The organism is Streptomyces sp. SS8 (assembly GCF_054072955.1).
Genome location: NZ_JBSVCZ010000014.1, coordinates 1 through 22,843, shown reverse-complemented (window position 1 = coordinate 22,843; position 22,843 = coordinate 1). Strand labels below are relative to the sequence as shown.

22 protein-coding genes are annotated in these 22,843 nt (G+C 75.4%); 11 read left to right on the top strand and 11 right to left on the bottom strand.

Features of this window, described 5'->3' with window-relative positions:
* Nucleotides 1–31 precede the first annotated feature (31 nt).
* From rfaE2 to ACW69E_RS15275, 4 genes are all read left to right on the top strand, one after another.
* Nucleotides 32–1,633, top strand: a complete 1,602-nt coding sequence (rfaE2, locus tag ACW69E_RS15290; RefSeq protein ID WP_457498902.1) for a D-glycero-beta-D-manno-heptose 1-phosphate adenylyltransferase — start codon at nucleotides 32–34, stop codon at nucleotides 1,631–1,633.
* Between the two features lie 80 nt (nucleotides 1,634–1,713).
* Complete coding sequence (locus tag ACW69E_RS15285; RefSeq protein WP_457498901.1) at nucleotides 1,714–2,637, top strand: glycosyltransferase family 9 protein; 924 nt, start codon at nucleotides 1,714–1,716, stop codon at nucleotides 2,635–2,637.
* A complete protein-coding gene (locus ACW69E_RS15280) occupies nucleotides 2,634–3,506 on the top strand; it encodes a glycosyltransferase family 2 protein (protein WP_457498790.1) in 873 nt (290 codons plus the stop codon). Before ACW69E_RS15285 ends, ACW69E_RS15280 begins: the two co-directional genes overlap by 4 nt.
* A gap of 37 nt (nucleotides 3,507–3,543) precedes the next feature.
* Nucleotides 3,544–4,458 carry a glycosyltransferase family 2 protein gene (locus ACW69E_RS15275; RefSeq protein WP_457498900.1) on the top strand — a complete coding sequence of 305 codons (915 nt, stop codon included), beginning with the start codon at nucleotides 3,544–3,546 and terminating at the stop codon, nucleotides 4,456–4,458.
* A 94-nt stretch (nucleotides 4,459–4,552) separates the two neighbouring features.
* On the opposite strand, the gene ACW69E_RS15270 is transcribed toward ACW69E_RS15275, so the two are convergent.
* Nucleotides 4,553–4,954 (bottom strand): ChaB family protein, encoded by a 402-nt coding sequence (locus tag ACW69E_RS15270; RefSeq protein WP_457498789.1) that lies wholly within the window; start codon nucleotides 4,952–4,954, stop codon nucleotides 4,553–4,555.
* A gap of 159 nt (nucleotides 4,955–5,113) precedes the next feature.
* Between ACW69E_RS15270 and ACW69E_RS15265 the strand changes: the two genes are divergently transcribed.
* Nucleotides 5,114–5,548: a DUF2267 domain-containing protein gene (locus tag ACW69E_RS15265; RefSeq protein WP_457498788.1), complete on the top strand. Its 435-nt coding sequence runs from the start codon at nucleotides 5,114–5,116 to the stop codon at nucleotides 5,546–5,548.
* 138 nt (nucleotides 5,549–5,686) lie between these two features.
* Here the strand turns inward: ACW69E_RS15265 and ACW69E_RS15260 are convergent, their stop codons facing one another.
* Nucleotides 5,687–6,037, bottom strand: a complete 351-nt coding sequence (locus ACW69E_RS15260) for a hypothetical protein (RefSeq protein ID WP_457498787.1) — start codon at nucleotides 6,035–6,037, stop codon at nucleotides 5,687–5,689.
* A gap of 192 nt (nucleotides 6,038–6,229) precedes the next feature.
* Here ACW69E_RS15260 and ACW69E_RS15255 point away from each other — a divergent pair, with 192 nt between their 5' ends.
* Nucleotides 6,230–7,045, top strand: coding sequence for an SAM-dependent methyltransferase (locus tag ACW69E_RS15255; protein WP_457498786.1), 816 nt, complete (start codon nucleotides 6,230–6,232; stop codon nucleotides 7,043–7,045).
* Entirely contained in the window at nucleotides 7,042–9,237 is a 2,196-nt protein-coding gene (locus tag ACW69E_RS15250; RefSeq protein WP_457498785.1) for a putative bifunctional diguanylate cyclase/phosphodiesterase, read from the top strand. The genes ACW69E_RS15255 and ACW69E_RS15250 overlap by 4 nt, the downstream gene beginning before the upstream one ends.
* Nucleotides 9,238–9,317: 80 nt before the next feature.
* Here the strand turns inward: ACW69E_RS15250 and ACW69E_RS15245 are convergent, their stop codons facing one another.
* Both ACW69E_RS15245 and soxR read right to left on the bottom strand, forming a co-directional pair.
* Entirely contained in the window at nucleotides 9,318–9,662 is a 345-nt protein-coding gene (locus ACW69E_RS15245) for a DUF3140 domain-containing protein (protein ID WP_457498784.1), read from the bottom strand.
* Nucleotides 9,663–9,781: 119 nt separating this feature from the next.
* Nucleotides 9,782–10,243, bottom strand: coding sequence for a redox-sensitive transcriptional activator SoxR (gene soxR / locus ACW69E_RS15240; protein WP_457498783.1), 462 nt, complete (start codon nucleotides 10,241–10,243; stop codon nucleotides 9,782–9,784).
* A 177-nt stretch (nucleotides 10,244–10,420) separates the two neighbouring features.
* Here soxR and ACW69E_RS15235 point away from each other — a divergent pair, with 177 nt between their 5' ends.
* Together ACW69E_RS15235 and ACW69E_RS15230 are read left to right on the top strand one after the other, a co-directional pair.
* Nucleotides 10,421–11,071 carry a transketolase gene (locus ACW69E_RS15235; protein ID WP_457498899.1) on the top strand — a complete coding sequence of 217 codons (651 nt, stop codon included), beginning with the start codon at nucleotides 10,421–10,423 and terminating at the stop codon, nucleotides 11,069–11,071.
* 31 nt (nucleotides 11,072–11,102) lie between these two features.
* Complete coding sequence (locus tag ACW69E_RS15230; RefSeq protein ID WP_457498782.1) at nucleotides 11,103–12,065, top strand: transketolase; 963 nt, start codon at nucleotides 11,103–11,105, stop codon at nucleotides 12,063–12,065.
* A gap of 58 nt (nucleotides 12,066–12,123) precedes the next feature.
* On the opposite strand, the gene ACW69E_RS15225 is transcribed toward ACW69E_RS15230, so the two are convergent.
* Nucleotides 12,124–13,044 carry an alpha/beta fold hydrolase gene (locus ACW69E_RS15225; protein WP_457498781.1) on the bottom strand — a complete coding sequence of 307 codons (921 nt, stop codon included), beginning with the start codon at nucleotides 13,042–13,044 and terminating at the stop codon, nucleotides 12,124–12,126.
* Between the two features lie 254 nt (nucleotides 13,045–13,298).
* Nucleotides 13,299–13,940: an alpha-ketoglutarate-dependent dioxygenase AlkB family protein gene (locus ACW69E_RS15220; RefSeq protein ID WP_457498780.1), complete on the bottom strand. Its 642-nt coding sequence runs from the start codon at nucleotides 13,938–13,940 to the stop codon at nucleotides 13,299–13,301.
* 213 nt (nucleotides 13,941–14,153) lie between these two features.
* Here ACW69E_RS15220 and ACW69E_RS15215 point away from each other — a divergent pair, with 213 nt between their 5' ends.
* The gene (locus tag ACW69E_RS15215; RefSeq protein WP_457498779.1) at nucleotides 14,154–14,948 is read left to right on the top strand and encodes a tyrosine-protein phosphatase; all 795 of its coding nucleotides are present in this window, start codon (nucleotides 14,154–14,156) and stop codon (nucleotides 14,946–14,948) included.
* Between the two features lie 66 nt (nucleotides 14,949–15,014).
* On the opposite strand, the gene ACW69E_RS15210 is transcribed toward ACW69E_RS15215, so the two are convergent.
* The 5 genes from ACW69E_RS15210 to ACW69E_RS15190 form a co-directional block, all read right to left on the bottom strand.
* Nucleotides 15,015–16,097, bottom strand: coding sequence for a polyprenyl synthetase family protein (locus tag ACW69E_RS15210; RefSeq protein WP_457498778.1), 1,083 nt, complete (start codon nucleotides 16,095–16,097; stop codon nucleotides 15,015–15,017).
* A gap of 28 nt (nucleotides 16,098–16,125) precedes the next feature.
* A complete protein-coding gene (gene hpnE, locus ACW69E_RS15205; protein WP_457498777.1) occupies nucleotides 16,126–17,553 on the bottom strand; it encodes a hydroxysqualene dehydroxylase HpnE in 1,428 nt (475 codons plus the stop codon).
* Nucleotides 17,550–18,530, bottom strand: coding sequence for a presqualene diphosphate synthase HpnD (gene hpnD / locus ACW69E_RS15200; RefSeq protein WP_457498776.1), 981 nt, complete (start codon nucleotides 18,528–18,530; stop codon nucleotides 17,550–17,552). Before hpnD ends, hpnE begins: the two co-directional genes overlap by 4 nt.
* The gene (hpnC, locus tag ACW69E_RS15195) at nucleotides 18,527–19,450 is read right to left on the bottom strand and encodes a squalene synthase HpnC (protein ID WP_457498775.1); all 924 of its coding nucleotides are present in this window, start codon (nucleotides 19,448–19,450) and stop codon (nucleotides 18,527–18,529) included. Before hpnC ends, hpnD begins: the two co-directional genes overlap by 4 nt.
* A 268-nt stretch (nucleotides 19,451–19,718) precedes the next feature.
* Entirely contained in the window at nucleotides 19,719–20,393 is a 675-nt protein-coding gene (locus ACW69E_RS15190; RefSeq protein ID WP_457498774.1) for a TetR/AcrR family transcriptional regulator, read from the bottom strand.
* 106 nt (nucleotides 20,394–20,499) lie between these two features.
* Here ACW69E_RS15190 and ACW69E_RS15185 point away from each other — a divergent pair, with 106 nt between their 5' ends.
* Entirely contained in the window at nucleotides 20,500–22,716 is a 2,217-nt protein-coding gene (locus ACW69E_RS15185) for an MMPL family transporter (protein WP_457498773.1), read from the top strand.
* Nucleotides 22,717–22,843: the final 127 nt, after the last annotated feature.

Sequence of the window (22,843 nt, the reverse complement as noted above, 5' to 3'; positions counted from 1 at the left end):
CGACACGCCGCCCGGCCCGCTGCCCGGTTCGCTGTACGGCCCGGCGCCCGGTGCCTCCACCGCGCCGGGCGGCGGCGCCGCGCCGCTGGTCGTGGTCGGCGACGCCCTGCTCGACCGCGATCTGGTGGGCCGCGCGGACCGTCTGGCCCCGGACGCGCCGGTGCCGGTGCTGGAGGACTGCGAGGAGCGGCTGCGCCCGGGCGGCGCCGCCCTGGCCGCCTATGTGGCGGCGCTCGGCGGTCGCCCGGTCACCCTGGTGACCGCCCTGGGGGAGGACCCGGCCAGCGCTCGACTGCGCGAACTGCTGGCCCCCTGGGTGTCGGTGGCCGCACTGCCCCTGGAGGGCGCCCTGTCGGAGAAGACCAGGGTGCTGGCCGGCGGCCGCCCGGTGGTCCGGATGGACCGGGGCGACGGCCGGGCCCCGTCCGGCGGAAGCGGGAGCGTGCCCGAGGAGGTCCGCGAGGCGATCGCCTCGGCCCCGGCCCTGCTGGTCTCCGACTACGGCCGGGGCACGGCGGACGCCGTACGCGGACTGCTGGCGGAGCGGGCCGCCCGGGCACCGCTGGTGTGGGATCCGCATCCGCGCGGCCGCGAGCCGGTCCCGGGCACCCGTCTGGTGACCCCGACGGCGGCGGAGGCCCGGCTGTTCGCCGGACGGCTGGAGGGCGGTCCCGGGGGCCCCGGCGGTTCCGGCGGTCCGTCCGGCCCGGCGGCCGGCGCGGCCCCGGCCAGGGCAGGCAGGGCTTCGCCGCCCCCGAGGACCGTGCGGGCGGCAGGGCCCGCGCGGCCGGCGAAGCCGTCCGGCGAGTCGGAGAGCCTGCACGCGGCGGCCCACCACGCCCGGGCGCTGGCCGAGGCCTGGGGCGCGGCCTCGGTGGCCATCACCCTCGGTGACCGCGGCGCGCTGCTGTCCTACGGCGACCATCCGCTGCTGGTGCCCGCGCCCGCGCGGCACAGCGGCGACTCCTGCGGCGCCGGCGACCAGTTCGCGGCCGCCGCGGCCGGGCTGCTGGCCGACGGCGCGCTGCCGGAGACCGCCGTACGCGGCGCGGTGGCGGCCGCCACCGGCTATGTGGCGGCCGGGGGCGCGGGGGCGCTGGCCTTCCCCGACCGGGCCGCGCCCCGGCCCTCCTCGGCCGCCCGCGGCGAGGACGCGGAGCACCTGGTGGCCCGGGTCCGGGCGGCGGGCGGCACGGTGGTGGCCACCGGCGGCTGCTTCGACCTGCTGCACGCCGGCCACGTCGGACTGCTCCAGGCCGCCCGCCGTACCGGCGACTGCCTGGTGGTCTGCCTGAACTCGGACGCCTCGGTGCGCCGCCGCAAGGGACCGGGCCGGCCCATCAACCCGCTGACCGACCGCGTCCGGGTGCTGCGCGCCCTGGAGTGCGTGGACGCGGTGGCGGTCTTCGACGAGGACACCCCCGAGGAACTGCTGGAGCGGCTGCACCCGGACGTGTGGGTCAAGGGCGGCGACTACGCGCTGGCCGATCTGCCCGAGGCCGCGCTGGTGGAGAGCTGGGGCGGGCAGGCGGTGCTGCTGCCGTACCTCGACGGCCGCTCCAGCAGCCGTATCGCCGAGCGTGCGGCGGTGTCCGTGTCCCGGAACTCCGTCTCCCGGAACGGAGCACGGTGAGCGGCCGGGAGCGGAGGGCTGCGAGCGCCCGGCCGGACGCCCCCGTGAACGGTTCCGCGGGCGCCCCCCACCGGCCCCGGATGCTGGTGCTGCGCGCGCTGGGCCTGGGCGATCTGCTGGCCGGGGTGCCCGCGCTGCGGGCGCTGCGCCGGGCGTTCCCCGGCCACGAGACCGTACTCGCCGCCCCCGCGGAGCTGGCGCCCCTCGCCCTCGCGAGCGGCGCGGTGGACACCCTGCTGCCCGCCTCGGCGCCGGGCCGCGCCGTACCCCGGATCACCGGGTGGCACGGACCGCCGCCCCGGGTCGCCGTCGATCTGCACGGCAAGGGGCCGGAGAGCATGCGGGCGCTGGCAGCGCTGAACCCCGGCCGCCTGCTGGCCTTCGCCGCCGGCGACGGCCCGCGGTGGTACGCCGGGGAGCACGAACGCGACCGCTGGTGCCGTCTGCTGGCCTGGTACGGCATCCCGGCCGACCCCGCCGACCTGCGGCTGCCGCCGCCCGCCGCGGCCTGTCCCGCTCCGGGGGCGGTGCTGCTCCACCCCGGCGCGGGCTCCCCGGCCCGCCGCTGGCCCGTCGAGCGGTACGCGGAGGTCGCCGCCGGGCTGCGGCGTGCCGGGCGACGGGTGGTGGTCACCGGCGGCGCCCACGAGTACGACCTGCTGGCGCGGCTGGCCGAGTCGGCCGGCCTGCCCGACGCGGACGTCCACGGCGAGCCGCCGCTGGAGCGGCTGTCGGCGCTGGTCGCCGGCGCCTCGGCCGTGGTGAGCGGCGACACCGGTGTGGCCCATCTGGCGGTGGCCCACGGAACCGCGTCGGTGACCCTGTTCGGGCCGGTGCCGCCCGCGCTGTGGGGCCCGCCACCGCTGGAGCGCCACCGGGTGCTGTGGCACCCGGGTCCGCCCGGTGACCCCCACGGCCGCCGCCCCGACCCCCTGCTGCTGCGCATCCGGCCGGAGGAGGTACTGGAGGCGCTGTCCCTGCTGCCGGAGGTGCGTACCGCTTGAACGGCTCGCCGACGGGCGTGGTCATCGCCACCCGCGACCGCGCCGACAGCCTCGCGCGTACGCTGCGCGCGCTGACCTCACTGCCCGAGCGCCCGCCGGTGCTGGTGGTCGACAACGCCTCGACCGACCACACCCGCACCATGGTCGCGTCCCTCTTCCCCCGGGTGGAGCTGATGCCGCTGCCCGAGAACAGGGGGGCGATCGCCCGCAACCTGGGTGTGGCGGCGATTCGGACGCCGTATGTGGCCTTCAGCGACGACGACTCCTGGTGGGAGCCCGGATCGCTGGCCAGGGCCGCCGATCTGCTGGACGCCCATCCGCGGCTGGGGCTGATCGCCGCCCGCACCCTGGTGGGCCCCGAGGAGGACCCCGACCCCCTGAACGGTCTGCTGTCCGGTTCCCCGCTGGGCACGGCCCGGGATCTGCCGGGCCCGCAGGTGCTGGGTTTCCTGGGGTGCGCCTCGGTGGTGCGGCGGTCGGCGTTCCTGGACGCCGGGGGGTTCCATCCGCTGCTGTTCTTCGGCGCCGAGGAGACCCTGCTCGCCTACGATCTGGCCGCCCGGGGCTGGGGAGTCGCCCACTGCCCGGAGGTCGTGGCCCACCACCACCCCGATCCCTCACAGCGCTCCGGGCGCGGCTCCCGGGTGCTGCGCAACGAACTGCTCACCACCTGGCTGCGCCGGCCGCTGCCGCTGGCCGCGCGCCGCACCGGGGCGCTGGCCGCGCGGGCCCGCCGCGATCCGCAGGCCCGCCGCGCCCTGCTCGGCGCGCTGGCCCGGCTGCCGTCGGCGGTGCGTGCCCGCAGGCCCCTGCCGCCGTACACCGAGGAAGCCGCACGCCGTGTGGAAGGACAGCTCCGTGGCCTCTGAGCACCCCGGAACCGCCGAAGCCTCCGAAGCCGGGGGGATCACCGAAGCCGGCGGGGAGACCGGCTCCCGGGTCTCGGTCGTGGTGATCACCCACAACCGCCGTGAGGAGCTGCTGCGCACCCTGGGCCGGCTGGCCGAACTGCCCGAGCGCCCGCCGGTGTTCGTCGTCGACAACGCCTCGTCGGACGGCACCGCCGATACCGTCGCACGCGTCCACCCGTGGGTGCGGCTGCTGCGGGCGGAGCGGAACCTGGGGGCGGTGGGGCGCAATGTCGCGGTGGAGCGCGTGACCACACCGTACGTGGCCTTCAGCGACGACGACTCCTGGTGGGAGCCCGGATCGCTGGCCGGGGCCGCCGATCTGCTGGACGCCCGCCCCCGCCTGGCGGCGGTCACCGCGCGCATCGTGGTGGAGCCCGGCGGCGCCGAGGACCCGATCGTCGCCGAACTGCGCGACTCGCCCGTCCCCGGTCCCGGGTGGCTGCCCGGTCCGGCCCTGGGCTCTTTCCTGGCAGCGGCCACGGTGCTGCGCACCGACGCCTTCCGGGAGGCGGGCGGTTTCTCGCCCCGGCTGTGGCTGGGCGGCGAGGAGGAGCTGCTGGCCACCGATCTGATGGTGCGCGGCTGGTGGCTGGCCTACGCCGGGGAGCTGACGGTCCACCACGCGCCCTCGGCGGTGCGGGACGCGACCGCGCGCCGGGAGGACGGGCTGCGCAACACACTGTGGTTCGGCTGGCTGCGCCGCCCGCTGCCCGCGGCGCTGCGCCGCACCTGGCGGCTGGCGCGCACGGTGCCGCGCGACGCGGCCTCGGCTCGGGCCTTCGGCCGGGCACTGGCGGGGCTGCCGTGGGTGCTGCGCGAGCGCCGGGCGGTGCCGCCGGAGGTCGAGGAGCGGCTGCGGCTGCTGGAGGAGGAGCAGCGCCGCTCCGCCGCCCGCCGCTACGTCGGCTGAGGCACCGCGGCCCGCCGGCGCCGTGCCGGGCCGCGGTGCCTCCGCCCGGCACGGCTTCGGCCGCTCCTGCCCGGCCAGGACCGGCCGGGCTCTGCTAGGAGCGCGCCTCGCGGGTCCTGGAGCGGTTGGCCTTGCGGATGGCCCGCAGCAGTTCGTCCTTGGTCATCCTGGAGCGTCCGCCTATGTCCAGCCGCTGCGCGATGGAGTACAGGTGCTCCTTGCTGGCGTTCTCGTCGACGCCCTCACCACTGCGTCCGCCCCTGCCCCGCGGGCGGGCGGCCCGCTCGTCGGAGGGCCCCTTGCGGCCGCCCTCCTTGCGCTCCCAGTGGTCGCCCACCTTCTCGAACTTGTGCTTCAGGGCGCCGTAGGCGGTCTGGTGTGCGCGCCGGCCCTCTCCGTACTCCTCCACCGCGGAGTCGTGGGCCTTGATCCAGGTGCGCTGCGCCTCCTCGGGGGAGCGCTCCAGGGTCGACGGAAGCTCCTTCCGTGCGGGCACCTTCCTCACCTCCGATTCGTCGGGTCCGTTACGGGTTCCCGGCCGCCGGTCACGGAAACGGCAGGTGTCGATGCGCACCTGCGGGGTCACCCGCCATCCGGGGGCCGCGGCGGGGTCCTCCCGCGAGATCCCGACCAGACGCCGAGAGGAGTGCCGACCATGCGGTACGAGGAGCTCACCGGCCAGGTGCAGGCGCACGCGGACCTGCCGGACCGGCAGACGGCCGAGCGGGCCCTGCGGGCCACGCTGGAGACGCTGGCGGAGCGGATACCGGACGGCGTGGCCGACCATCTGGCCGCCCAGCTGCCCGGGGAGGCGGCGGAGTCGCTGCGCCGGGTGGTGGCCGGGCACGAGGCCTCGCCGCAGCGGCGGGCGGACGCCCGCACCCACGGTGAGCCGTTCGACCTGACCACCTTCGCCGGGCGGGTGGCCTGGCGGTCCCGCGCGACGGAGGACACCGCGGTGCGGGAGGCCACGGCGGTGCTGGAGGTGCTCGACGCGGCGGTCTCGCCCGAGCTGATGATCAAGGTGGGCCACGTGCTGCCGCCGGACATCCGCGAACTGCTGCCCTCCACCCGCGCCGAGGAGTACTGAGCCCCGGGCCGCTCCGGCCTCCGGCCTGTCCGCGTCGGGCCGCCCTTCCGGAAGGGCGGCCCGACGCGGACAGGCCGGGCACGGGCGAGGCCCCGGGAGCGGGGACAGGCTCCCGGGGCCCCGACCGCGGTACGGCCTCTACCGGAAGCGGTTGCCCACCGGCTTGGCGCGCTGGTCGGGGGTGCCGTGCGGGGGCGGGTTGTACGGCTCCGGCGAGGTCGCCGGGCTGACGGGGGATCCGCCGGGCTCGCCCTGCGGCCCCGAGGGCGGCTCGGCGCCGCCCGGGGAGCGCGGGCTGCCCTCCTCCAGCTGGCGCATACGGGCCGTCAGCAGCGCGATCACATGGGTACGGCCGGCGTGTTCGCGCTCGTAGTGGAGCAACCGCTCCAGGTCCTCGTGCGACAGGGCCCGGATCCGGTGCTCCAGCTCGCCCGCGGAGAGGTGATCGTAGTCGGGGAACGGGAGTTCGTCGTGATCGGTGTTACTCATCCACCCCGGGTGTCCGGGCCGGGGGCCGCGAAAACCCGGTGGCCGCCACGATTATCCCGATGGAGGAACCGGGGCAAGCTATACGTAGCGGGCCGGTGCCGGAACGTCGGCGTTCGGATCCGTGTACCTGTCAGCCTGGGATCAGTAGCCTCAGGAGTCCCTGTCATATTCACCGACCGGTTGGAGACTTTGATGGAGCGTCCCGCCTGGGCTCCGCAGGACATAGACCTGTCCGTGCCGAGCGTTTCCCGCATCTACGACTACTACCTGGGCGGGTCGCACAACTTCGAGGCCGACCGGGAGGCCGCCCGGCGGGCCATCGAGGTGTTCCCGGGGCTGCCGAAGATCATGCAGGCCAATCGCGCTTTCATGCGCCGGGCCGTCCGCTTCGCCGCGCGGCAGGGCGTCACCCAGTTCCTCGACATCGGCTCCGGTATCCCGACCTTCGGCAACGTCCACGAGGTCGCGCAGGCCGCCGCACCCGGGGCGAGGGTGGTCTACGTCGACAACGACCCCGTCGCCGTCGCCCACAGCCGGGCCGTGCTGGAGGGCCAGGAGGAGCGCACCGGCGTCGTCGCCGCCGACTTCCGCAAGCCCGAGGACATCCTCGGCAGCGCGGAGGTCGGGCGCCTGCTCGACCTGGAGCGCCCGGTGGCCCTGCTGCTGGTGGCGCTGCTGCACTTCCTGGAGGACGGCGACGACCCGTGGGCGAAGGTGGCCGAGCTGCGCGACGCTCTCGCCCCCGGCAGCCTGCTGGTCCTCACCCACGCCTCGGTCGAGGGCGGCCCGCGCAGACCCGAGCAGGGGGACGAGGTGGAGGGCGTCTACCGCAACATCGGCTCGCCGCTGATCATGCGCTCGCGCTCCCAGGTGGAACGCTTCTTCGACGGCTTCGAGATGGTCGAGCCCGGTCTGGTGTCCATGCCGAACTGGCGCCCGGACGGACCGGTGGACCAGGAGGACCCCGTGATCTTCACCGGCTTCGGCGGAGTGGGACGCAAGGCGTGAGCCCCACTCCGCAGGGGCCCGCCGCCTCCGGCCGCCCCCTCGCGCCGGAGGCCTCCGGCGACCCTCACGACGGATACCGCCGCTTCGCCCGGATCTGGAGCCGCGCGGTCTACCCCGCCACGGCCACCTCGATGACCCGCACCGAGTTCGAGGACTACCTCCTCCCGCTGGCGCGGATCCTCGGCCAGGCGCTGCACGCCCGCCCCTTCGACCCCTCGCCGGGGCGCGAGGTGGGGGCGGCGCTCGTCGGGGCGCACTGCACCTCGCCCGAGGCCCTGCCGCAGGTGCTCGGCGTGGTGGACGCCTACCTGCTGCTGTACTGCAGCGACCCGTCGGTGCTGCCGACCGAGGACGGGCGGGCCCGCTGCGCCCGCCTCCAGCACGCCGTCTCGGCCGGGTTCGCCCGCGCGCTGCAGGAGCGCACCCGTTCCGAGCAGGAGGCGCTGGCCCGGTCCGCGCTCGCGGCCCGGGCCAGCGCCGAGAAGGCCCTCCACGAGAGCGAGACCCGCTTCCGGGCGGTCTTCGAGGGCGCCACGGTCGGCATCGGGATCGCCGACATGGACGGGACCATCCTCGACATCAACAGCGCGCTCGCGAAGATGTTCGGCGGCTCGGAGCAGCATGTGCGCAGCCGCCGGGTCTCCGACTGGGTCCACCCCGACGACGCACCGGGCGTCTGGCGGGTCCACGACGAGCTGGTGCGGGGCGAGCGCGACCACTACCGCGTGGAGAAGCCGTACACGCGCAGCGACGGCACCGTGCTGTGGACCAATCTGACCGTCTCGCTGCTGCGCGGACCCGACGGCGAGCCGCGCTACATGCTGGCGCTGATGGAGGACATCACCGAGCGGCGCCTGCTGAACCTGCGGCTGCGCTACGAGGCCACCCACGACGCGCTGACCGACCTGCCCAACCGCACCCTGTTCTTCGAGCGGCTGGAGCACGTCCTCTCCCCCGGCTCCGGCACCGCCCGGATCGGCCTGTGCTACCTGGACCTGGACGGCTTCAAGACGGTCAACGACAGCCTGGGCCACTCGGTCGGCGACCAGCTGCTGGTGAACGTGGCCGAGCGGCTGCAGAGCTGTGTGGCCTCCCCGCGCCACATGGTCGCGCGGATCGGCGGCGACGAGTTCGTGGCCCTGGTCAGCGATCCCGCCTCGCGCTCGGAGGTGACCGACCTGGCCCGGCGGGCGCTGGACGCGCTGTCCTGCCCGATCCCGCTGGCCGGCCGGGAGCTGCCGGTGCGCGCCAGCATCGGCGTCGTCGAGGGGCCGGTCGGGGAGCTGACGCCGGCGGAGGTGCTGCGCAGCGCCGACATCACCATGTACCGGGCCAAGGCCAGGGGCGGCAACCGCTACGAGCTGGCCGATCCCGACTGCGACGCCCGCACCATCAGCCGCCACATGCTGACCACCCATCTGCCCGCGGCCCTGGAGGGCGAGGAGTTCTTCATCGAGTACCAGCCGCTGGTGCGGATGGAGGACGGCAGCGTGGAGGGCGCCGAGGCCCTGGTGCGCTGGGCGCACCCGCTCCACGGGGTGCTGGGCCCGGACCGCTTCATCCCGCTGGCCGAGCACACCGGGCTGATCGTGCCGCTGGGCCGCTGGGTGCTGGAGCAGGCGGTGCGGCAGGCGTGCGAGTGGCAGGTGCGCGGCATCGGCGGCCCCCGGCCGCTGCGGGTGAACGTCAACCTCTCGCCGCGGCAGCTGCACCATCCGGAGCTGGTCTCCGAGACCGTGGCGGTGCTGGAGGACGCCGGGCTGGATCCGGCCTCGCTCTGCCTGGAGGTCACCGAGAGCGCCCTGATCCGCGCCGACGACGCGGAGCTGAAGCCTTTACGCCGGCTCGCCGACCTGGGGGTGCGGATCGCCCTGGACGACTTCGGCACCGGCTACTCGAACCTGGCCAGTCTGCGCAGGCTGCCCGCGACCACCCTGAAGCTGGACCGCTCCTTCACCCGGGGCCTCCAGCAGGACCCGGCCGACCCGGTCGACCTCAAGGTCGTCGAGGGCATCGTCTCGCTGGCGCACGCCCTGGAGCTGGCCGTGACCGTCGAGGGCGTGGAGACCGCGGCCCAGGCCGACCAGCTGCGGAAGCTGGGCTGCGACTCCGCCCAGGGCTGGTACTACGCCCGGCCCGGCCCGCCCGAGCGCCTGTCGTCGCGGGCCCTGCCGCTGGCCGCCGGACAGTGACGGGCGGGCATGCGGTGGCGTGGTGACACGCGATGACGGGCGGGCCGGGCGCACGGCACGGCCCCCGGCCCGCACCGCGGTCAGGACGCCCTGACGGGGTCGTGGCCCAGCGACATCATCCGGTGGCGCCAGTCCGGGTCCCGTACCGCCTCGGCGACGCGCACCCGCTCGCGTTCGGCGCCGACGGTGTCGACGACCTCGCGCATCACCGCGATGTCGCCGTCGGTGAGGTCCGTGCGGCGCTTGCGCAGGATCGCCAGCACCTGCCGTCCCCGCTCGGAGCCGGCCTGCTCGGGCAGTTCCTCGGTCCGCTCCCCGGCGACACTCGTCCTGAGCCATGCCTCCAGTTCGTTCGACGTCATGTTCACCACGGCGTGGAACTCGTCCCACAGAGCGTCCAGTTCCAGCTCGGAGATGTCGGCCATCGTCAACCTCCCGGGTCTCTCGCGCCGCGCGAGTGCCCGCGCACCGGCGCGTGGAAACCCGGGCCGGTGCGTGGGGGACCGGCGCGGCGGACGCGGAACCCGCACACCGCCCGCGCCCCTCAGCCCTCCGGCGGCGCGTCCCCCTCCAGGTAGCGGGCGCCGGCCCCCTGCGAGCCCGCGATGTCCTCCGGGTTGTACAGGCCGCACTTGCGCAGGCTGAGGCAGCCGCAGCCGATGCACCCGGTCAGCCGCTCCTTCAGCCGCTCCAGTTCACCGATCCGCGCATCGATCCGCCGCTGCCAGGTGCGGGCCACGGCGTTCCACTCGGTGGCGCTGGGCGCCCGTTCCACGGGCAGCCGGTCCAGCGCGGCGCGGGCCTCCTCCAGGGACAGGCCGACCCGCTGGGCGGCCCGTACGAAGGCGACCCGGCGCAGGGCGGTGCGCGGATAGCGCCGCTGGTTTCCCGTGGTCCGCTCGGAGTGGATCAGGCCCATCTCCTCGTAGTAGCGCAGGGCGGAGGGGGCGAGCCCGGAGCGGGCGGCCAGTTCCCCGATGGCGAGGCGTCCGTCTCGGTCGGTCATGCCGGCGAGCATACTGCTTGACCTCAAGTCACCTTGAGGTTGCAGCCTCTTGGCATGACGACCGCGACACCACCGCACTCCTCCGGCCCCGCACCGCACTCCTCCGGCCTCGCGCCCGGCTCCACGCCCGGCGCCGAACCGCCGCGGAGCCCGGGATTCGACTCCCTTCCCTCCCTGATGTCCCTGATGACCGGCGACGAGAAGCACGACGCCGCCGCCACCTCCACCCTGGACACCCTGTGGGTGCTGTACGACCGGGTGCTGCGCGTCCGCCCCGACCGCCCCGGCGACCCGGGCCGGGACCGCTTCCTGCTGTCCAAGGGGCACGGCCCGATGGCGTACTACGCCGTGCTCGCCGCCCGTGGCTTCCTCCCGGCCGACTGGCTGCCGGGCTTCGGCTCCTACGACTCGCCGCTGGGGCACCACCCGGACCGCACGCTGATCCCCGGCGTGGAGATCGGCAGCGGCTCGCTCGGGCACGGGCTGCCGCTGGCCGTGGGCACCGTACTCGGGCTGCGCGCCCGGAAACTGACCGGGCCGCGGGTGTGGGTGCTGGTCGGGGACGCCGAGCTGGACGAGGGCAGCAACCACGAGGCCATCGACTTCGCGGGCGCCGCGGGGCTCGACCGCCTGCACACCCTGGTGATCGACAACTCCTCCGCCTCCCACCCCCTGCCCGGCGGCATCGCCTCCCGCTTCACCGCCGCGGGCTGGTCCGCACTGACCGTCGACGGCCGCGACCACGAGGCGCTGTACGCGGCGTACACCCGCCCGCACCCCGGACGCCCGCACGCCGTGGTCGCCCGTGTCGAACCCAAGCACGCCTGACCCCCGCGGGAACACAAGGAGAACCTGTCACATGGACACCATGCGCGAACGCTTCGCCTCCGTCGTATCCCGCCTGCTGGACGAGGATCCGCGTCTGGCGGTCGTCCTCGCCGAGATCGGCACGGACGGCTTCCGCCGGGCCGCCGAACGCCACCCGGACCGGGTGGTCAACGTCGGCATCCGCGAGCAGCTGCTGGTCGGAGTGGGCGGCGGACTGGCCCTCGCCGGGATGCGCCCGGTACTGCACACCTTCGCCTCCTTCCTGGTGGAGCGGCCCTTCGAGCAGCTGAAGCTGGACTTCGGCCACCAGGGGACGGGCGGGGTGCTGGTGAGCGCCGGAGGGTCCTACGACTGGCCGGCCGGCGGCTTCACCCACATGGCGCCCGGCGACGTGGCGCTGCTGGACACCCTGGACGGCTGGACCGTCCATGTCCCCGGCCACCCGGACGAGGCCGAGACGCTGCTGCGCCGCGCCTGCGCGGGCGGCACGGGCGGAAACGGGGACGGAAACGGGGAGGGAAGCGGGGAGGGGAACGACCGGGTGTACGTCCGGCTGTCGGCGCAGACCAATGCCCGCCCCCGGCCGGTCACCGGCGAGGGCTTCCTCACCGTGCGGCGCGGCGGGCCCGGGGCGCCGGTGGTCGTCGCGGTCGGCCCGCTGCTCGACCCCGTCCTCGAGGCCGTGCGGGGGCTGGACGCGACGGTCCTGTACGCCGCCACCGTCCGCCCCTTCGACGCGGCCGCGCTGCGGGCGGCCGTCGCCGGCTCCGGCGCCCCCGAGGCCGTCCTGGTCGAGCCGTACCTGGCCGGCACCTCCACGGCCGCCGCCGCGGACGCCCTGGCCGACGTCCCGCACCGGATCCTCGGGCTGGGGACGGCGCGGGCCGAGCTGCGCCGCTACGGCACGGCCACCGAGCACCTGGCGGCCCACGGCCTGGACCCGGGCTCGCTGCGGGAGCGGATCACCGCCTTCACCGCCCGCGCCGCGGTCTGACGGCACGGTGCGGAGGGCGGGGCGCGGCGGTCCTCCGCGCCCCGCCCTCCGCACCGCCTCACACCCGGTCGCCGAGCCAGTCCAGCAGGTCCGCCTGGACCTCGTCGCGGTTGGTCTCGTTGAGGATCTCGTGCCGGGCTCCCCCGTAGGCCCGCCAGGTCAGGTCGCGCAGCCCCCGGTAGCGGAAGTCCTCCAGGAGCTCGTACACCAGCGTCATGCCCTGGTGGCAGGGGTCCTGGTCGCCGACGGCGATGTGCACCGGCAGGTCGCGCGGCACGCGGTCGAGCTGCCGCGGGTCGTTGATTTTGCGCACCCCCAGCACCCAGTCCAGCGCCAGGCCGGCGCTGAAGGGAAAACCGCACCGCTCGTCGGCGACGTAACCGTCCACCTCCGCCTCGTCGCGGGAGAGCCACTCGAATCCGGTGCGGTACTCGTAGGGGTCGTTGAAGGAGCCGAAGAGGGCGGGCACGAAGTCCGAGGGCGCGGCGCGGCCACCGCGGCCGATCTCCTCGCGCAGCCGCTCCACCGCCCCCTGCGGCTCCGCACCGGGCAGCGAGCGGAAGGTGCCCGACAGGATGAGCCCGGCCAGCTCTCCGCCGTACTCCTGGGCGAAGTCGCGGGCGAGCTGGGAGCCCATGCTGTGCCCGAGCAGGACGTGGGGCACACCGGGCAGCTCCGCGCGCAACCGGTCGCCGACCGCCTTGAGGTCCTCCACCACGGCCCGCCAGCCGCTCTCCCCCACCACGCCGTAGCCGCCGGTGTGTTCGGCGGTGGCGCCGTGGCCGCGGTGGTCGGAGGCGACCACCGCGTAGCCGTGCCCGGCCAGGAAACGGGCGAACCGGCCGTAGCGCAGGGCGTGTTCGGCCGCGCCGTGCGCTATCCGCACCAGCGCGCGGGGCGTTCCCTCCGCAGGGGACCAGGTGTAGGTGGCGACGGGCAGTCCGTCCTGGGCCCGGGTGGTGTCCGCTCGCAGGGTCAAGTTCTCTCGCTCCTCGGTGCCGGTAGGCCGGTGGGTCAGCGGGTCGGACAAGACCCTTCCCCGCCGCGGCCGCGGCCGAACAGGGCCTCCCGCCTCCGCACACCCGGGGACCCGGCCCCGGCACGGCAGGCCGTCCGGACACCCTGCTCACGCCGGCGGATCCGCTCCACCGGTTCGGCGGCCCCGGCAGATGGGAGCACCGTCGTTCCGCGGGAAAGGGGGCACGATCGCAACCGCCGCCCGCCGGGGGCGGGTCACCGTGCCCGGACCGTGACGTTGACCCGCCCCCGCAGTCCGGTCCCGGGCGGCGCGGTGCCCGGGCGGACGCGCGGAACGCCGTGGTAGGCGTATCTGGAGGGACCGCCGAACACGAAGGCGTCGCCGCTGCTCAGCTCGACGTCGGTCCACGGGCGGCCGCGGCCGTCCGGATTCCCGAACCGGAAGACGCAGGTGTCGCCGAGGCTGAACGAGACCACGGGGGCGCGGGATCGCTCGTCGCTGTCTTGGTGCATCCCCATACGGGCCCTCCCCCCGTAGAAGTTCACGAGCACGATGTCGTACGGGACCGTGCACGGCCCCTGCCCGTACGCCTCCTCCACCGCCCGCCGCGCCCACTGCCCCAGCCAGGCCGGGAAGGGCTTGACCGGCGCACCGTCGCCGTCCACCGCGGTGCGGGCGTAGCCGTACGGGTACCAGTGCAGGCCCAGGCAGACCTGGCGCACCGACATCTCCCCGCCGCCGGGCATGCGCACGGTGCGCAGCCCGGCGGGCGGTCGGGCCCAGGCGCGGCAGGCGTCCAGCAGCTCGCGCTGCGCGGCCTCCCCCAGGTGGCCGGGCAGGTGCACCGCGCCCGGCGCCACCTCGGCCGCCGGAAGCCGGAACAGTCCGTCGTCCACGTCCTCCACCTCACCTCCCGGTCCCGGACCGGCACCGGTCCCGGCACCACCGCCGCACCGGATCTCCACGCTTCCGCCCCATCTCCGTGCGGACCCGGCCCGCCCGCGCCCTCATGCCGTAGGGTCTCAGTGGCCGGTGCGGGACCGCGCGGCGGGCCGCGCGCCGACCCCGCCGTCCCGACCACCGGAGCGAGGCCGGAACAAGGAGTGCCCATGACATCCGAGACCGTGGAACCCGTGCTGACGGGGGTGCGCAACTTCCGCGAGGTCGGCGGTCTGCCGACCGCCGACGGCCGGCGGGTGCGCCAGGGCGTGCTCTACCGCAGCGGGCACCTGGCACACGCCACCGAGGAGGACACCTCCTTCCTGTCCCGGCTCGGCCTGCACACGGTCTTCGACTTCCGCAACTCCGCCGACCAGGCCCTGGAGGGCCCGGACGTGGAGCTGCCGGGCGTGCGGAACGTGAACATCCCGCTGTCGGACCCGGCCGAGGGCGCCGAGTTCTGGACGATGGTGCGCGAGGGCGACCTGGCCCTGCTGCGGTCCCTGCTCGGCGACGGACAGGCCGAGGCCCGGATGGTGGCCTCCTACCGGCTGATGGTCGGGCAGCGCACCGCCGAGCACGGCCGGCTGCTGCGGGAGCTGGCCGAGGAGAGCGTGCCCGCCCTGATGCACTGCGCGGCGGGCAAGGACCGGGCCGGGCTGTCGGTCGCGGTGACGCTGCTGGCACTGAACGTGGAGCGGGACGCGATCGAGGCGGACTATCTGGAGTCCAACGCCCCGCACCGCCGCTACCGGATCCACCGCTCCCCCGACGCGGGCGGCGGGATGTCGCCCGAGGTCAGGGAGCTGCTCGCGCCCCTCTTCGAGGTCCGCCCCGCCTATCTGCACGCGGCGTTCGACACCATCACCGACACCTGGGGCGGGGTGGAGTCCTACCTCTCCGAGGGGCTCGGCCTCACCCCCGGTCTGCGCGAGCGGCTGCGCGGCCGCCTGCTGGAGCTCTGAGGCGCCGCGGCCCCTGCCCCCGGCTCCGGCGGCCCGCAGGCCCCCGTCGGCCTGCCGCCGGCCGGATCAGCCCTCGCGGACGACGACGAAGTCCGCGAGGGCGGCGAACCGCTCGCGCACCCGGTCCGGCATGTCCACGCCGTCCAGGGCTGCGAGGGCGGTGGCGTGCCGCCGGCGGGCCTCCTGGGAGGTCCACTCGCGGCCGCCGGCCTCCTCGATCAGCCCGGCGCGGGTCGCGAACTCCTCCTCGCTGAAGTCCTCGAACTCCCGCTGGCTCTTGGTGGCGTCCGCGGCCAGCAGCTCCCCGAGCCGCTCGGCGGCCGACCCGCCACCGGCCAGGGCGGCGACCACCGGAAGGGACTTCTTGCGCTGCCGCAGGTCGCTCCAGGGCAGCTTGCCTGTCGCCGCCGGGTCGCCCCAGATGCCCAGCAGGTCGTCGACGGCCTGGAAGGCCAGGCCCAGGTGGTGGCCGTACGCCTCCAGCGCGTCGGCGGTGGCCTCGTCCGCCCCGCCGAGGACGGCGCCGATGGAGCTGGCGCAGGCCAGCAGCGCGCCGGTCTTGTTGCCCTCCATCTCCAGGCACTCGGCGACGGTGACCTTCTCCCGGTGCTCGTAGGAGATGTCCTGCGCCTGCCCGTCGATGAGCTTGCGGGTGGCCAGGGTCAGGCGGCGGGTGGCGTGCGCGGCCTCGGCGGTGCCCAGTTCCAGCAGCACCTCGCCCGCCAGCGCGAACAGGGCGTCGCCGACGAGGATGGCCTGCGCCGGTCCGTGCACCTTCCACACGGTGTCGCGGTGGCGGCGCTGTTCGTCGCCGTCCATCAGGTCGTCGTGGAGCAGGGAGAAGTTGTGGACCAGTTCCACGGCCACCGCCCCGGGGACGCCGGCGGCGGGCTCGGCGCCCGCGGCCTCGGCCGACAGCAGGGCCAGCGCCGGGCGCACCGCCTTGCCGCCGTCGCCGCGGGCCGGGTTGCCCTGTGCGTCGATCCAGCCGAAGTGGTAGGCGGCGACGGAGTCCATGGGCGGCGCGAGCCGTGCCACGGCGGCGCGCAGCATCGGCGTGGCGAGCGTGCGGCCGCGTTCCAGCAGCTCGATGACGCTGGCGGTGTCGACGGCTGTGTCCGTCAGGGTCCTCGGGGTCGCCGGGGTCACGGGGTCTCCTCTGCGTTCGGTGTCGTGCTCACGCCGCCTCCTGGAAGACGTCGTCGTGCGGGCGGCCGAGGGCGGCCAGCGCTTCCCGGGCGGCGGTCAGCCCGCTGCGCACGGCGCCCTCCATCGTCGCGGGCCATCCGGTGGCGGTCCACGCCCCGGCCAGCCACAGCCCCGGCGCACCGGTGCGGGCGGCGGGGCGCAGACGTCCGACACCGGGTGCGGGCGCGAAGGTGGCGGTGCGCTCGCGGGTGACGAAGAAGTCGCGCACCTTCGCGCCGCGTGCGGCGGGCATCAAACGGGCCAGTTCGGGCAGGTAGCGGTCGCGCAGGACGGCGACCGGCAGGTCGATCTCCTCCTGCGCGGCGGACTGGGACACCGCGATGTACTGGCTCGCCGCTCCTCCGGGCCGCTCCCGCAGGCCGGAGGCCGCGGTGCGGTCGAAGACCCACTGCACGGGGGTGCCGAGCGCGGCGAGGAAGGGGCGGTGGAGCACCTTGCGGTCGTAGACCACGTGGACGTTGAGGATCGGCGCGTCGCCGATGCGCAGCAGCCGCTCCGGTTCCTCCAGGGCGCCCTCGGGCAGCAGCCGGTGGGCCTCGCGCTGGGGTACGGCCAGGACGACCGTGCCGGCCCGCAGCGTCTCGCCGGTCCGGCGCGCGCCGGTGTCCACCGCGACCCGCCAGGTGCCGTCCGGCTCCCGGGTCAGTTCCCGGGCCCGGCCCTGCCGGACCACGCGTACACCCGCCTTCTCCAGCACGGCGGCGGCGAGCGTGTCGTGCAGGTGCCCCAGCGGGACCCGCGACCAGCCGATGTCGGCCGCGCCGGGGCCGCCGAGCAGGCCGGTGCCGATGACCATCGCGGCCAGCCCGAGCGAGACGTCCGGTGCGCGGGCGTTGAGGGTGGCGACGCCGATCAGGTCCCACAGTGCCCGTACCGCGCGCGGGGACTGGCCGTGGCGGCGCAGCCAGCTTCCGAAGTCCTGGGAGTCCAGCGCGGGGTCGGACGGGTCGATCCCGCCCAGGCGTCCGAGCGCCAGCGCGGCCCGCCCCACGCCCAGCCGCTCGGCCGGGGAGAGGTGTGGGTAGCGTGCCAGGGAGGCGGCCAGGTGCAGCGGCACGGGCAGGGCCGCGCGCCGCAGCCGGCCGGTCCTGCCGCGTGCGGCGTCGTGGACGGGGATGTCCAGGCGGGGCTGGAGGGGGGCGAGGTCGCTCGCGCCGATGCGCTCCAGGAGCCAGCGGTAGGCGGTGCAGCAGCGCAGGTGGACGTGGTGGCCGTTGTCGACGGTCAGCTCGCCGGCCGCGCCGGAGCGGCGGAAGGAGAAGGCTAGCCCGCCCAGCCGGGGCCTGCTCTCCACCAGGGTGGTGGCCACCCCCGCGTCGGCCAGGCGCAGTGCGGCGGCGGTGCCCGCCAGCCCTCCTCCGACGACGACGGCGCGCGGATCGGGTGCGCCGGTCACGTCGTGCTCTCCCGGGGGGCCGTGCGGGCGGCCAGCCGGGTGTCGAGCCCGGACAGGCCGCGCAGGGCGACGTAGGCCTTCTCGCGCGCCGGCAGGGAGACCCGGCCGCGCAGTACGGCGTGCGGGTCGCGGGCGATACGGGCCAGCAGGCGGTGGTAGATCCCGGCCATGGCCGCCACGCAGGCGGCCGAGCGGCGGTCCAGCAGCGGCAGCAGCCGCAGCCCCTCGGCGAACAGCGCGCGGGCCCGGTCCACCTCGAAGCGCACCAGATCGGCGAAGTCCGCGCCGGCGGGCGGCGCGTGGCGGTCCAGCGAGGTGTCGCAGCCGAAGGCGGCCAGGTCCTCGCGGGGCAGGTAGGTGCGGCCCTCCGCGGCGTCCTCGCGCACATCGCGCAGGATGTTGGTCAGCTGCAGGGCGAGGCCGAGGGTGTCGGCGTAGTGGGGGGCGCGGTCGGCGCCCGGGGCGCCCGGCACGGTGCCGAAGACCCCCAGGGAGAGCCGTCCGATGGCGCCGGCCACGCAGCGGCAGTACTCCTTCAGCTCGTCCCAGGTCTCGTAGGCGCGGCCGCGGACGTCCATCAGGACGCCGTCGATCAGCTCGTCGAGCCCGCCCAGCGGGATCGGGAAGCGCTCCGCGGCGTCGGCCAGGGCGACGGCGACCGGGTCGGTGGCGTCGTCGGGGACCTTCCCGGCGCGGACGAGGTCGAGCAGGGCGCGGGTCTCCTCCAGCCGGGCGCGCTTGACCTCCGCTTTTAGGGGGCCGTCGCCGATGTCGTCCACGCGGCGCGAGAAGGCGTACAGGGCGGACATCGCCCGGCGCCGGTCGGTGGGCAGCAGCCGGATGCCGTAGGCGAAGTTGCGGGCCTGCCGTCCGGTGACGGCCTCGCAGTAGCGGTAGGCGGCGAAGACCTGCGGGGAGGGCGGCGCCTGCCGCGCGGCCCGTTCCGCGTTCGCGCTCCGCCTCGCCGTCGGGCTCACCTCGCCGCTCCCAGGACGGACGCGGTCTCGCGCAGCACACCGGCCTTTCCCGGGCGCGGGGCGCCGCCCAGGACGTCGTACCGGGCGGCGCGCAGGGCGCGCAGGGCCGCCCGCCCGCCGCCGGTGAATCCGGCGATGAGGATCTTCGGTATGCCGGGGACGCTGGCCACCAGCGGGACTCCTTCGTTCAGCAGTTCGTGCGCGCGCCGCGCCTCCCAGGCGACCAGGGCGCGCACCGAGGCGTTCGCGGTGGGCGCGGCGAGGTCGGCCTCGGTGACGCGGAAGCGCTCCAGGTCCTCGGCGGGGAGGTAGATCCGGTCGCGCAGGGCGAGGTCCTCGGCGACGTCCTGGAGGTGCTCGGTGATCTGCAGCGCGGTGCAGACGGCGTCGGAGCGGCGGACGCGCTCGGGGGTCGTGGTGCCGGTGACGGCCAGGACGAGCCGGCCGACGGGGTTGGCGGACAGCTCGCAGTAGCCCAGCAGCTCCTCCCAGGTGCCGTACCGGCGGACCTTCTGGTCCAGCCGGTTGGCCTCGACCAGGGCGAGGAACGGCTCGGGGGTCAGCGCGTGGCGGCGCACGGTCGGCACCAGGGCGTACAGCAGGGGGTGGCGGGGTACGTCCCGGCCCCCGGCGCCGGTGTCCCGGGCGGTGCGGAAGACCCGGTGCAGCTCGGCCTCGAAGGCGTCGAGCAGTGCGCCGCGGTCACCGGCCCGGTCGGGGTCCACTCCCAGCAGCGCGGCGTCGGCGCCGCCGGGCGGCAGGTCGCCGTCGCCGATGTCGTCCAGGAGGCGGACGCAGCCGTACACGGCCATCAGGTCGTCCCGCCAGGCGCGGGGCAGGAAGCGGGGGGCCACGGGGAAGTTCTCACGCGCCGCCTTGTCCAGGACGGCTCGGCTGCGCGCGTCCCGCGCGGGGGTCACCGGGGGCCGCCCGCTGTCATCGCCGTCACCTCTCCGCCTCTCCGACCGACAGCACCCGGGCATCGATGCCCCTGGCCGTCCGTGCCTGCGGCCGTCGGTCACCACCCGCGATGTGGAACATCATATTTCGGGCATGCCCCGGGTCCGGCCCGGTACTCGGCCGACCGGGTGTCGGGGGCCCCGCACGCCGTCCGACGGGGCCGGATCAGCTTACGTCGTACACCGGGGCATTCTTCGCCGCGGGTCCGCCGGAGCGGGCCGCGGGCCGTCACTCCGACGCGGTGAAACCCCGGATGACCGTGTCCAGCGCTCCGGCGGCGAGGGTGTCCCGCTGCTCCGGCGACAGCCGGCCCAGCGGGCCGTCCAGCAGCAGAACCGCCAGTCCGTGCACCGCCGCCCAGGCGGTGATCTCGGCGCCGGAGCGCCGCCCGGCGGGCATCCGGCCGGTGGTGACGAGCCCGTCCAGGGCCTCGGCCAGCAAGCGGAAGGAGCGGTACATCCAACGGGCCGAGTCCTCCTGCGCGCCGGGGTCGCCGCTCCCGTCCGCCGCCTCGGGCGGGCGGCAGAAGGCCGCACGGAACAGACCGGGTTCGGCCAGCGCGAACTCGATGTAGCCCGCGCCGAGCGCCTTGAGCCGCTCCTCGGCGGCCTCTCCCGCGCCTCGCGCCCCGTCCCCTTCCGCGCCGCCGTCGGCGGCCGACCGCTCCATCGTCTCCGCGAGCCCCCGCTGGCCCTGCTCCTTGACCGCCATCAGCAGGTCGCCCTGACCGGTGAAGTGGCGGTAGGCGGCCGTCGGCGAGACCCCGACCCTGCGTGCGGCGGCGCGCAGCACGACGGCTTCCGGTCCGCCGTCGCGTGCGAGGTCCGTCGCCGCCTCGATGAGCGCGTTGCGCAGATCTCCGTGGTGGTAGCCGCTCTTTCCGGCGCCTTCTGTTCGCATCATTCGATACTGCCTGATGTTGACATCATTAACATCTCTCTGCCAGAGTCGAAGTTAACGTCGTAAACATATTACGGCGCGCGTCCGCAAGTGAGCGAGAGGGAAGACCATGCTGTCGTGGATCGCCGATCTGGTACTGCGCCGCCCCCGAACGGTGCTGGTGGCCGCGCTCGTCTCCGTGCTGGCCATGGCGGCCGTCGGCATCGGCGCCTTCGGCAAGCTCCAGAGCGGCGGCTTCGACGACCCCGACGCGCCTTCCAGTCGCGCCACCGCCCTGATCGACGAGAAATTCGGCGGCGAGAGCAACCTCGTCCTGCTGGTAAGGGCGGAAGACGGCGGCCGGCTGGACTCCCCCGCCGCCGAGCGTGCGGGCCGGGAGATCACCGACGGGCTGAAGGACGAGCCCGGCGTGTCCGGTGTGATCTCCTACTGGGACACCGGCGGCTCCGCACTCACGTCACGCAACGGCGACCAGGCGCTGATCCTCGCCCACATCGAGGGAGACGACACCGAGCGCACCGACCGCGCCGGCGAACTCTCCGAGAAGTGGTCCGGCGACCGGGGCGCCGTCACCGTGCGCACCGGCGGCCAGGCGGCCGTCGCCAGCGACATCACCTCCCAGATCTCCAAGGACCTCGCCATCGCCGAGGCGATCGCCGTCCCCATCACCCTGATCCTGCTGGTGATGGCCTTCGGCAGTGTCGTGGCCGCGCTGCTGCCGCTGGCCATCGGTCTGATCGCGGTCATGGGCACCTTCGCCGAGCTCTACGTGCTCGGCAGCATCACCGACGTCTCGATCTTCTCGGTCAACCTCACCACCGCCCTCGGCCTGGGCCTGGGCATCGACTACGGCCTGCTGCTGGTCAGCCGCTTCCGCGAGCGGCTGACCGAGGGCGACGACGTACCGGACGCGCTGCGCACCACCGTGGCCACCGCGGGCCGCACCATCGCCTTCTCCGCCGCCACCGTCGTCGCCGCGCTCGCCGCGCTGCTGCTCTTCCCGCCCTTCTTCCTGCGCACCTTCGCCTACGCCGGGATCGGCGTCGTCGCGATCGCCGCGGTCGGCGCACTGGTGGTCGTCCCCGCCCTGCTGGCGGTGCTGGGCCACCGCGTCAACAGCGGCCGGCTGCCCTGGGCGGACTCCGTGCGCCGCCCCGACGCGCCGGTGTGGGGCCGCCTGGCCTCGGTGGTGATGCGCCGGCCGGCACTCACCGCGCTGCCGGTCCTTGCCGTGCTGCTGCTCGCCGCGAGCCCCCTGCTGGGCGCGTCCTTCGGCAACCCCGACGAGCGGGTGCTGCCCGGCGACGCGCCCAGCCGCCAGGTGGCCACCGCCATCGACGAGGACTTCGGCCGCGACAACACCTCCGCCGTCCAGATCGTCACCACCGGCCCGGTGGACACCGCCGGGCTGGACGCCTACGCCACCGCCCTCTCCCGCCTCGACGGCGTCACCGGCGTCCAGGCCTCCTCCGGCACCTACCAGGACGGCGAGGCCGCCCCGCCCGGCCCGATGGGCGCCGCGCTCGGCCGGGACGACGCCCAGCGGCTGACCGTCGCCATCGAGCCGGAGTCCGGATCCGGCGCGGCCGAGGATCTGGTGCGCGACATCCGCGCGGTGCCGGCCCCCGATGGGGTGGAGGCCCTGGTCGGCGGTCCGGACGCCCGGCTGGTGGACACCAAGGCCGCCATCGGCGACCGGCTGCCCGCCGCGATCACCTGGGTGGCGCTGACCACCTTCGCCCTGCTGTTCCTGTTCACCGGCAGCGTCGTGCAGCCGCTGCGCGCGCTGGTACTGAACACCATCAGCCTCACCGCCTCGATCGGCGCGATGGTGTGGATCTTCCAGGAGGGCAACCTGTCCTCGGTGCTGGGCTTCACCCCGATGCCGATGAACACCTCGATGACCGTGCTGCTGTTCTGCATCGTCTTCGGGCTGTCGATGGACTACGAGGTCTTCGTCACCAGCCGGATCAAGGAACTGCACGACGCGGGCGAGGACACCGAGACCGCCGTCACCCGCGGGCTGTCGCGCACCGGGCGGATCGTCACCATGGCCGCCGGCCTGCTGGCGGTGAGCCTGTTCGCCTTCACCACCAGCGAGATCAGCTTCATCCAGATGTTCGGCCTCGGCAGCGGGCTGGCCATCCTGATCGACGCCGTCGCGGTGCGCGGTGTACTCGTCCCGGCCGCGATGCGGCTGCTGGGCCGCGGCGCCTGGTACGCGCCGAAGGCCCTGCGCCTGCTGCACGGCCGGGTGGGGCTGTCCGAGACCGCCGCTCCCCCGAGGACGCCCGCCGAGCCGCCGCGCGAACCGGCCGGGATCTGATCCGCCTCCCGGTGGACCGCCCGGGTGTGGATCGGCCCCGCTCCCTGTCGGGGGGCGGGGCCCCCCCCCCCCCCGGGGGGGGGGCCCGCCGCCCCCCCCCCCCCCCCGGCGGGGGGCGCCCCCCCGC

Bases quoted from the DNA above. Each gene is read 5' to 3' on its own strand.
- ACW69E_RS15245 (WP_457498784.1), bottom strand. From the start codon at position 9,662: ATGGCCGACATCTCCGAGCTGGAACTGGACGCTCTGTGGGACGAGTTC.
- ACW69E_RS15190 (WP_457498774.1), bottom strand. From the start codon at position 20,393: ATGATGCGAACAGAAGGCGCCGGAAAGAGCGGCTACCACCACGGAGAT.
- ACW69E_RS15260 (WP_457498787.1), bottom strand. From the start codon at position 6,037: ATGAGTAACACCGATCACGACGAACTCCCGTTCCCCGACTACGATCAC.
- ACW69E_RS15255 (WP_457498786.1), top strand. From the start codon at position 6,230: ATGGAGCGTCCCGCCTGGGCTCCGCAGGACATAGACCTGTCCGTGCCG.
- ACW69E_RS15215 (WP_457498779.1), top strand. From the start codon at position 14,154: ATGACATCCGAGACCGTGGAACCCGTGCTGACGGGGGTGCGCAACTTC.
- ACW69E_RS15285 (WP_457498901.1), top strand. From the start codon at position 1,714: ATGCTGGTGCTGCGCGCGCTGGGCCTGGGCGATCTGCTGGCCGGGGTG.
- ACW69E_RS15235 (WP_457498899.1), top strand. From the start codon at position 10,421: ATGTCCCTGATGACCGGCGACGAGAAGCACGACGCCGCCGCCACCTCC.
- ACW69E_RS15265 (WP_457498788.1), top strand. From the start codon at position 5,114: ATGCGGTACGAGGAGCTCACCGGCCAGGTGCAGGCGCACGCGGACCTG.
- ACW69E_RS15185 (WP_457498773.1), top strand. From the start codon at position 20,500: ATGCTGTCGTGGATCGCCGATCTGGTACTGCGCCGCCCCCGAACGGTG.
- soxR (WP_457498783.1), bottom strand. From the start codon at position 10,243: ATGACCGACCGAGACGGACGCCTCGCCATCGGGGAACTGGCCGCCCGC.
- ACW69E_RS15230 (WP_457498782.1), top strand. From the start codon at position 11,103: ATGGACACCATGCGCGAACGCTTCGCCTCCGTCGTATCCCGCCTGCTG.